This is a genomic window from Pseudomonas sp. AD21 (assembly GCF_002878485.1).
Taxonomy (GTDB): Bacteria; Pseudomonadota; Gammaproteobacteria; order Pseudomonadales; family Pseudomonadaceae; genus Aquipseudomonas.
In genome coordinates this window covers 11684-24446 of the sequence record NZ_NQYG01000014.1, presented here as the reverse complement: position 1 = coordinate 24446, position 12763 = coordinate 11684, and the positions used below count along the sequence as shown (strand labels likewise).

Annotated in this window: 10 protein-coding genes; 2 read left to right on the top strand and 8 right to left on the bottom strand. The window is 61.3% G+C overall.

The features are described from left to right. Window positions 1-2: 2 nt before the first annotated feature. The 8 genes from PseAD21_RS11415 to PseAD21_RS11380 form a co-directional block, all read right to left on the bottom strand. A complete protein-coding gene (locus PseAD21_RS11415; RefSeq protein WP_102355756.1) occupies window positions 3-629 on the bottom strand; it encodes a response regulator transcription factor in 627 nt (208 codons plus the stop codon). Between the two features lie 143 nt (window positions 630-772). Further along, the gene (locus tag PseAD21_RS11410) at window positions 773-1207 is read right to left on the bottom strand and encodes a chemotaxis protein CheY (RefSeq protein ID WP_102355755.1); all 435 of its coding nucleotides are present in this window, start codon (window positions 1205-1207) and stop codon (window positions 773-775) included. An 87-nt stretch (window positions 1208-1294) separates the two neighbouring features. Then, window positions 1295-2503, bottom strand: coding sequence for an EAL domain-containing protein (locus PseAD21_RS11405; protein ID WP_102355754.1), 1209 nt, complete (start codon window positions 2501-2503; stop codon window positions 1295-1297). Between the two features lie 94 nt (window positions 2504-2597). Further along, window positions 2598-2963 carry a hypothetical protein gene (locus PseAD21_RS11400; RefSeq protein ID WP_102355753.1) on the bottom strand — a complete coding sequence of 122 codons (366 nt, stop codon included), beginning with the start codon at window positions 2961-2963 and terminating at the stop codon, window positions 2598-2600. A 236-nt stretch (window positions 2964-3199) separates the two neighbouring features. Further along, window positions 3200-3916: an MgtC/SapB family protein gene (locus tag PseAD21_RS11395; protein ID WP_007968289.1), complete on the bottom strand. Its 717-nt coding sequence runs from the start codon at window positions 3914-3916 to the stop codon at window positions 3200-3202. A 143-nt stretch (window positions 3917-4059) separates the two neighbouring features. Then, the gene (mgtA, locus tag PseAD21_RS11390) at window positions 4060-6759 is read right to left on the bottom strand and encodes a magnesium-translocating P-type ATPase (RefSeq protein ID WP_102355752.1); all 2700 of its coding nucleotides are present in this window, start codon (window positions 6757-6759) and stop codon (window positions 4060-4062) included. 573 nt (window positions 6760-7332) lie between these two features. Then, window positions 7333-8670, bottom strand: a complete 1338-nt coding sequence (locus PseAD21_RS11385) for a lysine N(6)-hydroxylase/L-ornithine N(5)-oxygenase family protein (RefSeq protein WP_102355751.1) — start codon at window positions 8668-8670, stop codon at window positions 7333-7335. Between the two features lie 134 nt (window positions 8671-8804). After that, window positions 8805-9287 carry a sigma-70 family RNA polymerase sigma factor gene (locus tag PseAD21_RS11380; RefSeq protein WP_045122005.1) on the bottom strand — a complete coding sequence of 161 codons (483 nt, stop codon included), beginning with the start codon at window positions 9285-9287 and terminating at the stop codon, window positions 8805-8807. A gap of 323 nt (window positions 9288-9610) precedes the next feature. On the opposite strand from PseAD21_RS11380, the gene PseAD21_RS11375 reads away from it, so the two are divergent. Together PseAD21_RS11375 and PseAD21_RS11370 are read left to right on the top strand one after the other, a co-directional pair. Continuing rightward, window positions 9611-10783: an efflux RND transporter periplasmic adaptor subunit gene (locus tag PseAD21_RS11375; protein ID WP_102355750.1), complete on the top strand. Its 1173-nt coding sequence runs from the start codon at window positions 9611-9613 to the stop codon at window positions 10781-10783. Then, a complete protein-coding gene (locus PseAD21_RS11370) occupies window positions 10784-12757 on the top strand; it encodes a MacB family efflux pump subunit (RefSeq protein WP_102355749.1) in 1974 nt (657 codons plus the stop codon). The last annotated feature ends 6 nt before the right edge of the window (window positions 12758-12763 follow it).

Sequence of the window (12763 nt, the reverse complement as noted above, 5' to 3'; positions counted from 1 at the left end):
ATTCAAATCAGATGATTGCGCTTGGCGAAATCGCGCAAGTGCACCGCTGAGTTCGTACCGAGCTTTTTCATCAAGCGGGTTTTATAGGTGCTGACGGTTTTATGGCTCAGGTGCATGTCTTCAGCAATTGCCTTGTTGGCCTTGCCCTGCGCCAGTTGCTCAAGGATGTTCAGCTCACGGTTGGACAGATCGTCGATCATCTGTTTTTCGCTGCGGTGCAACGGGCTCGACGAATAGTCCTTGTCAGACGGCGCCGCGAAATAGGAATAGCCCGACATCAGCGCCTGGATTGCCTTGTGCAATTGCACCAGCTGGTTGGTTTTGGCTACGAAGCCCAAGGCTCCGGCACGCAGACAGCGGCCCTGATAATACCGCGGGTCCTGGGAGCTGAAGATCAGCACCTTGCACTTGGGGTCGATGGCCTTGAGCCGTTCCAGTACCTCCAGGCCACCGATTCCCGGCAGTTTGAGATCGAGCACCACCAGTTGGGGCTTGTACTTGCGGTTCAGCTCCATGGCTTCGCTGGCGCTCGCTGCTTCGTGAATCTCCTTGAACCGCTCGGTTTCGAGTACGAGCCTCACGGCCGCCCGCACCACCGGATGATCGTCGACGATCAGCGCTGACTTCATGACCGCTCCCAGTGCGAAAACAAGACGATGACGCCACCGGCGTCGGCTGCGCCTGACACGATGGCTGCGCAAAGACTGTTACACGGGAATCCGGCGGGATCTACCTGTCAGATCTGACAGTTGCGATCAGCGGTTATCCGTGCTCAAGCCCGACGCTGCAGGGCCGCGACCGGGTTCCAGACGTTCGATGCGCACACCGGGAGAACATCGACGTGCGCCATCAGGTGCTTGATCGCGGCGGCATTGGGCAGTGCGGCATGGCTGATCAGCACGTTCTCCTGAGCGAAGCCTGCCGCTGTCTGCTCCGGGGCCGATGGCTCGTTGTAGATCAGGGCGTGACGCACATGCGGGTTGTTCAGGAAAAAGCCGAGCAGATCCAGAGACCCGCCTGCCAGCTCGGCGTTGATGACCACAGCGTCGAACGGTTCAGTGCCGTACTCCACCAGCGTCAGCAGTTCCAGCAGGCTCTGTACCGGGGCAACACGGAAGTATTCGAGGCCATTGAACAGGCGCTCGATCTTCATCCGGTGAAAATGCTGCGCGTCGGCAATCAGGATACGCAGGGTTTTATTGATCATGCTCGTTCTCCTGGAGGTCGAGGGGGGATGTACCAAGACTACGCACGGCACTGGAACAGCTCTGTAGGACCTTTCCTAAAAAACCGGTCATTCGTCCGAGCCCTTCGCGTGGCTGCGCCGTTGCAACCAATTCAACAAATCGGCCCCGGCCATCGGCCTCGCGTACCAGTAGCCCTGCCCCTGCGTGCAGCCCAGCGCCAGCAGTTCGCGACGTTGCGCATCGGTCTCGATGCCTTCGATCACCACCGCCATGCCCAGCGTTTCACCCAACGCCAGGGTGCTGCTGATCGCCGCACGGCAACGTGGCTCATACTCGAGGCTGCGGATGAACTCGGCGTCGAGCTTGATTTCGTTGAACGGCAACTGACACAGACGCTGCAACGAAGAAAACCCCGCACCGAAGTCATCGATGGACAGACGACAGCCCATCATCCGCAACCGCACCAGACTCTCCAGGCTGGTGGCGGGCGCTTCCAGCAGGCCGCTTTCAGTCAGTTCGAAAGTCAGGCTCGATCCCGCCACGGCATGCCGCGCCAGGGTGGCTTTAAGGGTATTGGCCAACTCCGGATTGGCCAATTGCACGGTTTGCAGATTGAACGCCATATTCAGCGCGAAGCCCTGGGCCCGAGCGCTCTGGTGCAGGCCCAGCGCCTGTTCCAGCTGGGAAAACAGCAGGTCGTCGAGCAAGCCACAGCGCTCCAGCACCGACATGAACTGCGCCGGGGCGATAATCCCCCGGGTCGGATGCAACCAGCGGCAGAGCACCTCGACACCGCAGACTTCTCCGGTGTGCAGGTTGAATTTGGGTTGATACCAGGCATGCAGTTGCTGATCGGCCAACGCCTGACGCACTGACGCTTCACTGGCCAGCTCCACTGCCCCGGCCGTGCTATCAGCGATGACCGGTCTGTCGACGAACGAGTCCAACAGCCCTGCCAGCACCTGCGCATGCATCGGTTTGCCGACATCGCCCAACAGTTCCAGACCGAGCAATGTCACCATCTGATGCACCGCCCGACGCAGATCCGCCGACAACGAACTGCAGATGATGACCGCCTTCACTTGCCCGGAGGCCCCCACCCGCTGCAGGAATTGAAGACCGTCCATGCCCTCCATCTGCAAGTCGCACAGGGCAATATCGACCCTGCCGACCTCATCGAGCAGCGCCAGCGCCTGCGCCCCGTCACTGGCTTCGAACACCTGGTGGCAACCCAGGCTCTGCAGCATGCTGACCGCCACCGAACGCTGGAACGGGTGGTCTTCAAGCACCAGGATACGAAGCGGCGGATTGGACATGGTTTTGGGCTCGTGGTGAGTGAAAGACCTATGAGCGTCCGCTACCTGAGCGTTGAACTCACGGGGAAAGGTCGGAAACGGCGTGGGAAATTGCCTAAACATCGAGGTACGCCAGCACCGTGCCAAGGCTCTGTCGGTCCAGCGTACGCAGCATGAACAGCTGCCGTCGACCGGTCGCAAATATCGCCTCAGCCTGCGGCAGACCCCGCCGGGCATCGTGGATCACGCCATGCCGAATCTGTGGATTGCTCTGAAAGAACCGCACCGGATCAACCCCCGTCGTGGCAATCAACTCGCCATTGATGATCATCAGATCGTATTGCTCGAACGGGTCATGGGCGTAATGCGTCAGAGCCAGCAGTTCACGAAACGAACGTATCGGCGTGAGATCGCGATAGCCCAGTTCGTTGCAGACTCGGGCGATTCTGGACTGCAGAGCGGGCTGTTCTTCGACGATCACGATTCGCCTGCACTTGTAGGACATAGAATTCAACGGCGTAGGAAATGTGCTGAACACGCTAACCAGAACGCTTCAAAATCTATGTAGGAAAAGTCCTAAAAACAGGCAGAATTCTCTGGAAAACCGAAAAAATCGCCGCACAGGTCCGATCCGACGCGGCGATTTTCTTGCCGGAGGTAGCGATAACCCGGGGTTACGCTGAAGGGCTGTTCAATTGGCGGCTCGATACGATTGCCTTACTCCGTGGTACTCGGACTCCAGAACGCCTGCACCACCAGCGCCGACGTGGAAATCCGCGCCACCAGCGCGTCCAGTTCGTCGCCGTCTACCGAGGTGGTCGCCAGCGTGGCTTCGATCTCGATTTCGTCGGCGCCAAAGGCATGCACGTCGACGTCACTGGCCGGGTAGTTGCTGCGCTCCAGCTCGGCTTCGAGCAGGGCGAACACGGCTTTCTGCTGCGAACGCCGGGCAATGACATAAACGATGTTGGTGACTTCCGCCGAGACCACGTCCAGTGGCTGGCGGTTGATGTTGTTGACGATCGGCCGCAGCAAGGTGTTGGCGGCGAGGATGAATAGCGTGCCGAGCACCGCTTCGGCCAACAGGTCGGCACCGGCGCAGGCGCCGACGGCGGCTGAGGTCCACAGGGTGGCGGCGGTGTTGAGACCGCGCACGTTGCCCTCTTCGCGCATGATCACCCCGGCACCGAGAAAACCGATGCCGGAGACCACGTAGGCGACCACCCGCACCGCGCCTTCAGCGCCGCCGAGGCGGTTGGCCATGTCGACAAAAATTGCCGCGCCGACGGCCACCAGCACATTGGTGCGCAGGCCGGCGGTGCGTTGCCGGTACTGGCGCTCGAAACCGATCAGGCCACCGAGGATGAACGCCGCGCTGAGGCTGACGAGGGTGTCGAGCAGCGAGGTGAGGTTGAGGTTGTTGATGGCTTGCATGATGAAGCTCCTTGAATAAACCACGGTCCCCTGTGGGAGCGGGCTTGCTCGCGAAGGCGGTGTGTCAGCCACTACAACTGTGACTGAACAACCGCCTTCGCGAGCAAGCCCGCTCCCACAGGGGAACAGTGTTGTCCGAACCTTTATTGCCAGCCGAATCGGCGGATATAGAAGCCTTTCACCGCCTGGGTCAGCGCCATGTACGCCAGCAGGATCACCGGCAAGAACACGAAATACATCGACGGCAGCGCCTGCAGTTTGAAGTAGTTCGCCAGCGGCCCCATCGGCAGGAAGATCCCGACGGCCATGATGATTCCGGTCATCACCAGCAGCGGCATGGCTGCACGGCTTTGCAGGAACGGAATCTTCGGCGTGCGGATCATGTGCACGATCAGCGTCTGGGTCAGCAGCCCCACCACGAACCAGCCGGACTGGAACAGGGTCTGGTGATCCGGGGTGTTGGCATCGAACACATACCACATCAAGGCGAACGTCAGGATGTCAAAGATCGAACTGATCGGGCCGAAGAACAGCATGAAGCGACCGACATCACCCGGCTGCCAGCGCTGTGGCTTTTTCAGCATTTCCTCGTCGACGTTGTCGAACGGAATCGCAATCTGCGAAATGTCGTAGAGCAGGTTCTGTACCAGCAGGTGCATCGGCAGCATCGGCAGAAACGGGATGAACGCACTGGCCACCAGCACCGAGAACACGTTGCCGAAGTTGGAACTGGCGGTCATCTTGATGTACTTGAGCATGTTGGCGAAGGTGCGGCGCCCTTCGAGCACGCCCTCCTCCAGCACCATCAGGCTCTTTTCCAGGAGGATGATGTCGGCGGCTTCCTTGGCAATGTCCACCGCGCTGTCTACCGAGATACCGATGTCGGCAGTGCGCAGCGCCGGGGCGTCGTTGATCCCGTCGCCCATGAAACCGACCACGTGCCCATTGCCCTTGAGGATGCGCACGATGCGCTCCTTGTGCGATGGCGTAAGCTTGGCGAACACGTTGGTTTTCTCAACCGCCACGGCCAGTTCGGCATCGCTCATGCGCTCGACATCGTTACCCAGCAGCAAGCCCTGTTGCGCGAGGCCGACTTCGCGGCAGATCTTCGCAGTCACCAGCTCGTTGTCGCCGGTCAGTACTTTGACCGCCACGCCATGCTCGGCCAGGGCCTTGAGCGCCGGTGCGGTGCTTTCCTTCGGTGGATCGAGGAACGCCACGTAACCGATCAGCGTCAGTTCCTGCTCGTCCGCCAGACTGTAGGTGTCGCGACCTTCGGGCATCGAGCGGGCAGCCACCGCCACCACGCGCAAGCCTTCAGCGTTGAATGCTGCGGTGACCTGACGTATCCGGGTCAGCAATTCATCGCTCAAGGCTTCCTCGACATCACCGTGCTGCACACGGCTGCACACCGCCAGCACTTCTTCCACCGCGCCTTTGCAGATCAGCAGATGTGGCTCGCCACGCCCTTCGACCACCACCGACATGCGCCGACGATTGAAGTCGAACGGGATCTCGTCGACCTTGCGAAACGCCGTGCCGACTTTAAGTTCACGGTGGATTTCCACGTGTTCCAGCACCGCCACGTCGAGCAGGTTTTTCAGCCCTGTCTGGTAGTAGCTGTTGAGATAAGCCATTTCCAGCACGTCATCGGAGTCGTTCCCCCAGACGTCGACGTTGCGCGCGAGGAAGATCTTGTCCTGAGTCAGGGTGCCGGTCTTGTCGGTGCACAGCACGTCCATCGCGCCGAAGTTCTGAATCGCGTCCAGGCGCTTGACGATGACTTTCTTGCGCGACAGGAACACCGCGCCCTTGGCCAGCGTCGAGGTGACGATCATCGGCAGCATTTCCGGGGTCAGACCGACGGCGATCGACAGTGCGAACAGCAGTGCTTCAGTCCAGTCGCCCTTGGTGAAACCGTTGATGAACAGCACCAGCGGCGCCATGACGAACATGAAGCGGATCAGCAGCCAGCTGACTTTGTTCACGCCCATCTGGAACGAGGTCACGGCCCGGTCAGTCGCACCGACCCGTTGTGCCAGCGCGCCGAAATAGGTGCTGTTGCCGGTGGTGAGAATCACCGCCACGGCCGTGCCGGACACCACGTTGGTGCCCATGAACAAAATGTTTTCCAGTTCCAGCGGATTGCGCGTGTCGCGATCGGCCTGACGCGGGAATTTCTCCACCGGCATCGATTCACCGGTCATCGCTGCCTGGCTGACGAACAGATCCTTGGCGCTGAGCACCCGGCAGTCGGCCGGAATCATGTCGCCGGCCGACAGTACGATCAGGTCACCCGGCACCAATTGCTTGATCGGCAGCTCAATGCGCGGCTCATCGCGACGCATCACCGTGGCGGTGTTGCTGACCATCGCCTTGAGCGCGTCGGCGGCCTGGTTGGATTTGCTTTCCTGCCAGAAGCGCAACAGCGTCGACAGCACCACCATCGAGAAGATCACGGTGGCGGCTTTCAGGTCTTCGGTCAGCCAGGAGATGACCGCCAACAGGGTCAGCAGCAGGTTGAACGGGTTTTTGTAGCAGTGCCACAGGTGGGTCCACCACGGCAGCGGCTGCTCGTGTTCGACTTCGTTGAGGCCGTACTGCGCGCGCAGTGCGTCGACTTCAAAGTCGGTCAGACCGTCGGTGTGGGTGCCCAGCGACGACAGCAGTTCGCCGCTGTCGCGATGAGCCGCATCGACCAGGGTGTTGGCCAGGGTGGGCGGTACTTCACGGCTGACCGTGGTGTCGTTGATCGATTCCAGCAACGCCAGACGACGGAAGTGCCGGGCGATGTGGCGTGTGCGCAGGAAGCCTGCGAAAAATTCCTTGAGCGTAAGTTTCATGGCTGTTGCCCCTATGGTCAGCCGGGAAACCGTCAAGCAGGTACAGCCGCGCCTCGTCCACCGGAAAAACCGGTACGGCAAGGCTTGGCGCGCCAGGCAGAAAAGACTGGCGTGTCGATAGAGTTGCGATGACGACCCTAAAGGTCGAAACCACACTTTTTCAGTGTCGATGAGAAGGACGTCGGGACATGACCTTACTGGTCATGCTCAGGATGCCGCTGCTCGCTTTACGGCGAGACAACGGCAGAGAAAGGCTGCGCGTTATCTTGCCGAGAATCTGCCGGTTACCGAGACCGGCCGACAACTGTCACTCGAACAAGTACCCACTGTGGGTCTCCGCTATTGATGAAAACGCGCGAAGCTTACGCCTCGATGATTGGAGAGTAAACCCGCGAAAGGAAGTGTGTCGGGGAATGTCAGGAATGTTCAGGAAAGGTTCAGGATGATCGTTCCCACGCTCTGCGTGGGAATGCAGCCCGGGACGCTCCGCGTCCCTATCGAAGGCCGAACGCGGAGCGTACGTTGAGGCGTTCCCACGCAGAGCGTGGGAACGATCTGGCCTGGAAATCGGCGTTAGCTGGCAGTCGCCAACAACAGATCCGCCATCGAACGGCTGTGCCCACGGTTCTTGCCGTGCTCATACAGCGAACCGGCGATCTCGTCGGCCCGCACCGGCAACACCGACAGCAGTGTGTCGCTCAGACCATGGCTGGCCTGGCAGAAGCCCTGCATGTACAGGCCGGCCTTGCAGCGTTCGTCGGTGATCAGTTTGTAGTTGCGATCGACCTCGAAGTCGCCCAGGTATTCCTGCAGCGGCGCCAGCAGTTTGCGGTGCATCTGACGCTCGTAACCGGTGGCCAGCACCACCGCGTCGTAGATGCGCACGGTGACTTCGCCGGTGGCGTTGTTGCGCACCGCCAGTTCGATACCGCGCTCGGTGGCGGTGGCGCTCTCGACGGTGGTCAGGGTGCGGAACGCATGACGGGCGATGCCCGAGACTTTCTGGCGATAGAAGATGCCGTAGATGCGCTCGATCAGATCGATGTCCACCACCGAGTAGTTGGTGTTGTGGTACTCGTTGACCAGGCGTTCACGCTCGGCGCTGTTCTGCTGGAACACCAGGTCGGTGAACTCCGGCGAAAACACTTCGTTGACGAACGGGCTGTCGTCCGCAGGCTTGAGGGCCGAGCCGCGCAGGATCATGTCGACCTGCACCGAGGGGAACGAATCATTGAGGTCGATGAACGCTTCCGCCGCGCTCTGTCCACCGCCGATGATCGCGATGCTCATCGGTTGACTGTTCACGCACGGCTGTTTGGCCATCTGCGACAGGTATTGCGAGTGATGGAACACACGGCTGTCGCCCTTGAGCGACTTGAACGCCTCGGGAATACGCGGCGTGCCGCCGGCGCTGACCACCACCGAACGTGCGGTGCGTACGAACTGCTGGCCGGCGGTATCGCGGGAGATCACGCGCAGCGCTTCAACCTGATGGTTGTGCAGCACCGGCTCGATGGCCAGCACTTCTTCACCATAACGGCTCTGCTCGGTGAACTGCCCGGCGACCCAGCGCAGGTAGTCGTTGTACTCCATGCGGCACGGGTAGAAGGTGCCGAGGTTGATGAAGTCGACCAGGCGGCCGTGGGCCTTCAGGTAGTTGACGAACGAGTACGGGCTGGTCGGGTTGCGCAGGGTCACCAGATCCTTGAGAAAGGAAATCTGCAACTCGCTTTGGGTCGACAGGGTATTGCCGTGCCAGCTGTAGTCGGCCTGCTTGTCGAGGAACAGCACATCCAGCTCGCCGTGGGTCGGGCCGCGCTCTTGCAGAGCGATGGCCAGCGCCAGGTTCGAAGGGCCGAAACCGACGCCGATCAGGTCGTGAACGATGGGCGATGCAATTGCCTGAGTCATTTCCAGTGTCCTCTGGATGAACCCCTCAACAAGGGGAAAGGAGAGCCTAAGTGACCTGACCGGCCTTGAGCAGGACAGCAGGTCGTCTGTTGAGTAGGAACGAGGACAGTGAAATAAAATTTAACGATGTCGGCTCAATGGGCATCCCATTGCTTGATGCGCAGGCGGCAATGCTTCATCGCATTGACGATGTGCTTTTCCACCAGCGCCTTGGAAATGCCCAGGTGTTCGGCGATCTGTGGGTGCGACAGGCCTTCGATCTTGCGCAGCAGAAAACTGTCGCGGCACAGCGGCGACAGCTCTGCCAGTGCGCGCTGCAGCATCTCCAGACGCTGGCCGTGATCGAGGGTGCCGTGGGGCGACGGGGTGAAATAGCGCTCTTCGCTGTCGAGCACTTCCAGCGGTTCGACCTGGCGCAAGGCGTTACGCCGATGATCGTCGATGACCAGATTCAACGCCGTGCGATAAAGAAAGGCCCGGGGCTGCTCGATCGGCGTGTCGCTGGAACGCTCCAGAACCCGCACATAAGCGTCATGCACCACATCTTCGGCGACCTGACGGTTGCCGAGCTTGGCGTTCAGGAAACACACCAGCTCGCGATAGTAGTTTTCCAACATGACTCCCGGCCGCTTCGATGCGGATTCGATCCTTGAGCACACTGATCGACGGCCCCGCAAACACGGGTAGCAAGATAGTGGCAACTTGAGGCGCGTAATTTATAGTAATTCTCATATAGATTTAAAGTGGCGTTTGTCGTTGCCCGCTAAATAGTGCCGTTCTATACCTGTAACATCCTGTGTCTTCGCTTAAATTCCCTTCTGCTTTCATCGTTTACAGGACAGCTCCCCGTGTCTGTCGCGCCCTGCGACAGCGTTCAGCGGCTGCCCGCCTTCTGCGTGCAGCCGAACGACGGGCCGAATTCCACTGGCCGGAACCCTGCATGAAACGTCCCCGCCCCGCCCGACGCGCCCTGCTCGTAGTCCTTTGTCTGATCCCCGTTGTTGCCTACGCCGCGTGGCAAATCATGCCGCCGGGCCGGGACCGCTTCGCCACCGTGCAAGTCACCCGTGGCGACATCGAAAGCAGCGTCACCGCGCTGGGCACCCTGCAACCGCGACGTTATGTGGATGTCGGTGCGCAGGCCTCCGGGCAGATCCAGAAAATCCACGTGGAAGTCGGTGATGTGGTCAAGGAAGGCCAGTTGCTGGTGGAAATCGATCCGTCCACGCAGAAAGCCAAACTCGATGCCGGGCGCTTCTCCATCGAAAACCTCAAGGCGCAATTGCAGGAACAACGCGCCCAGCATGAGCTGGCGCAACAGAAGTACCAGCGTCAGCAGCATCTGGCCGCCGGCGGCGCTACCCGTGACGAAGACGTGCAGACCGCACGCGCCGAACTGAAAGCCACGCAGGCGCGCATCGACATGTTCCAGGCGCAGATCCGCCAGGCTGAAGCCAGCCTGCGCAGCGATCAGGCCGAACTCGGCTACACCCGGATCTACGCGCCGATGGCCGGCACCGTGGTCGCCCTCGACGCCCGCGAAGGCCAGACCCTCAACGCGCAACAACAGACACCGCTGATCCTGCGCATCGCCAAACTGTCGCCGATGACGGTGTGGGCCGAGGTGTCCGAGGCCGACATCGGCCACGTCAAACCGGGCATGACCGCCTACTTCACCACCCTCAGCGGCGGCCAGCGACGCTGGAGCAGCACCGTGCGGCAGATTCTGCCGGTGCCGCCCAAGCCGCTGGACCAGACCAGCCAGGGCGGCGGCAGCCCGGCCAGCACCAGCAAAAGCGGCAGCGCGCGCGTGGTGTTGTACACCGTGCTGCTCGACGTCGATAACGCCGACAACGCCTTGATGGCGGAGATGACCACCCAGGTGTTTTTCGTCGCCGACCAGGCCAAAGGTGTGCTCACCGCGCCGGTCGTCGCCTTGCAGGGCAGCACCACCGCCAACCTGCAGACCGCGCAGGTAATCGCTGCCAATGGCGACATCCAGCAGCGCGAGGTGCGCACCGGGATTAGCGACCGGCTCAAGGTGCAGATTGTCGACGGCCTCAACGAAGGCGATCATCTGTTGATTGGCCCGGCCGACGGCAACGGGGGCTGAATGCAAACGCCTCTGATCGACCTGCAGGACATCCGCAAATCCTACGGTGGCGGCGACGCCCCCGAGGTTCACGTGCTGCGCGGTATCGACCTGTCGATCCACGCCGGTGAGTTCGTGGCGATTGTCGGCGCTTCCGGCTCCGGTAAATCGACCCTGATGAACATCCTCGGCTGCCTCGACCGCCCAACGTCCGGCGAGTACCGTTTTGCCGGGGAAAACGTCGCCGGCCTCGACAGCGACGAGCTGGCCTGGCTACGCCGCGAAGCCTTCGGTTTTGTGTTTCAGGGTTATCACCTGATTCCGTCCGGCTCGGCCCAGGAAAACGTCGAGATGCCGGCTATCTATGCCGGCACTCCCGCCGCCGAACGTCACGCCCGCGCTGCCGCCCTGCTCGACCGTCTCGGCCTGGCCTCGCGCACCGGCAACCGCCCGCATCAGTTGTCCGGCGGTCAGCAGCAACGGGTGTCGATTGCCCGGGCGCTGATGAACGGCGGCCACATTATCCTCGCCGACGAACCCACCGGCGCCCTCGACAGCCACAGCGGCAAAGAGGTGATGGCGCTGCTCGACGAACTGGCGAGCCAGGGCCACGTGGTGATCCTCATCACCCACGACCGCGAAGTCGCGGCCCGGGCCAAGCGCATCATCGAAATTCGCGACGGCCTGATCATCAGCGATAGCGCCCGGGACAATCCCGAAGCGCAGACCAGCGCCAACCCCGGCGCCCTGCAAGCGGTCGATCTGCGCAAGCGTCTGGCCGTGGGCGCGGAAGCCACCGGTGCCTGGAAAGGTGAATTGGTCGATGCCCTGCACGCGGCATGGCGGGTGATGTGGATCAACCGCTTTCGCACCGCACTGACCTTGCTCGGGATCATCATCGGCGTGGCGTCGGTGGTGGTCATGCTGGCGGTCGGCGAAGGCAGCAAACGCCAGGTGATGGCACAGATGGGCGCGTTCGGTTCGAACATCATTTATCTGAGTGGCTCGGCGCCCAATCCGCGTACACCGCCAGGGATCATCACGCTGGACGATGTGCATGCACTGGCCAGCCTGCCGCAAGTCCAGCGGATCATGCCGGTCAACGGTGCCGAAGCCGGCGTGCGATACGGCAATGCCGACCACCTGAGTTACGTGGGCGGTAACGACACAAACTTCCCGGCGATCTTCAACTGGCCGGTGGTGCAAGGCAGCTATTTCACTGAAGCCGACGAGCAGAATGCCGCAGCCGTCGCGGTGATCGGCCACAAAGTCCGGAGCAAACTGCTCAAGGATGTGCTCAACCCGATCGGCCAATACATCCTGATCGAGAATGTGCCGTTCCAGGTGGTCGGCGTGCTGGCGGAAAAAGGCGCCAGCTCCGGCGACTCCGACAGCGACAATCGCATCGCCATCCCTTATTCGGCAGCCAGCGTCAGGCTGTTCGGCACACGCAATCCGGAATACGTGGCCATCGCCGCCGCCGACGCGCGCAAGGTCAAGGACACCGAGCAGGCCATCGAGCAACTGATGCTGCGCCTGCACAACGGCAAGAAGGATTTCGAACTGACCAACAACGCCGCGATGATCCAGGCCGAAGCGCGCACCCAGAACACCCTGTCGCTGATGCTCGGTTCGATTGCCGCGATCTCGCTGCTGGTCGGCGGCATCGGCGTGATGAACATCATGCTCATGACCGTACGCGAGCGTACTCGCGAGATCGGCATTCGCATGGCTACCGGCGCCCGCCAACGCGACATCCTGCGCCAGTTTCTCACCGAAGCGGTGATGCTCTCGGTGGTCGGCGGCATTGCCGGCATCGCCCTGGCACTGATCGTCGGCGGCGTGCTGATCCTCAGCGAAGTGGCCGTGGCCTTTTCCTTGATGGCGGTACTCGGCGCGTTCGGCTGCGCCCTGGTCACCGGTGTTGTCTTCGGCTTCATGCCTGCCCGCAAAGCTGCCCGGCTCGACCCGGTCACGGCTCTTACCAGTGAATGATCGACC

Excerpts from the sequence above, each read along its gene's own strand:
- PseAD21_RS11395 (WP_007968289.1), bottom strand. The coding sequence starts at position 3,916 with ATGCAAGCCATCAACAACCTCAACCTCACCTCGCTGCTCGACACCCTC.
- PseAD21_RS11370 (WP_102355749.1), top strand. The coding sequence starts at position 10,784 with ATGCAAACGCCTCTGATCGACCTGCAGGACATCCGCAAATCCTACGGT.
- PseAD21_RS11410 (WP_102355755.1), bottom strand. The coding sequence starts at position 1,207 with ATGATCAATAAAACCCTGCGTATCCTGATTGCCGACGCGCAGCATTTT.
- PseAD21_RS11385 (WP_102355751.1), bottom strand. The coding sequence starts at position 8,670 with ATGACTCAGGCAATTGCATCGCCCATCGTTCACGACCTGATCGGCGTC.
- PseAD21_RS11375 (WP_102355750.1), top strand. The coding sequence starts at position 9,611 with ATGAAACGTCCCCGCCCCGCCCGACGCGCCCTGCTCGTAGTCCTTTGT.
- PseAD21_RS11415 (WP_102355756.1), bottom strand. The coding sequence starts at position 629 with ATGAAGTCAGCGCTGATCGTCGACGATCATCCGGTGGTGCGGGCGGCC.
- mgtA (WP_102355752.1), bottom strand. The coding sequence starts at position 6,759 with ATGAAACTTACGCTCAAGGAATTTTTCGCAGGCTTCCTGCGCACACGC.
- PseAD21_RS11405 (WP_102355754.1), bottom strand. The coding sequence starts at position 2,503 with ATGTCCAATCCGCCGCTTCGTATCCTGGTGCTTGAAGACCACCCGTTC.
- PseAD21_RS11380 (WP_045122005.1), bottom strand. The coding sequence starts at position 9,287 with ATGTTGGAAAACTACTATCGCGAGCTGGTGTGTTTCCTGAACGCCAAG.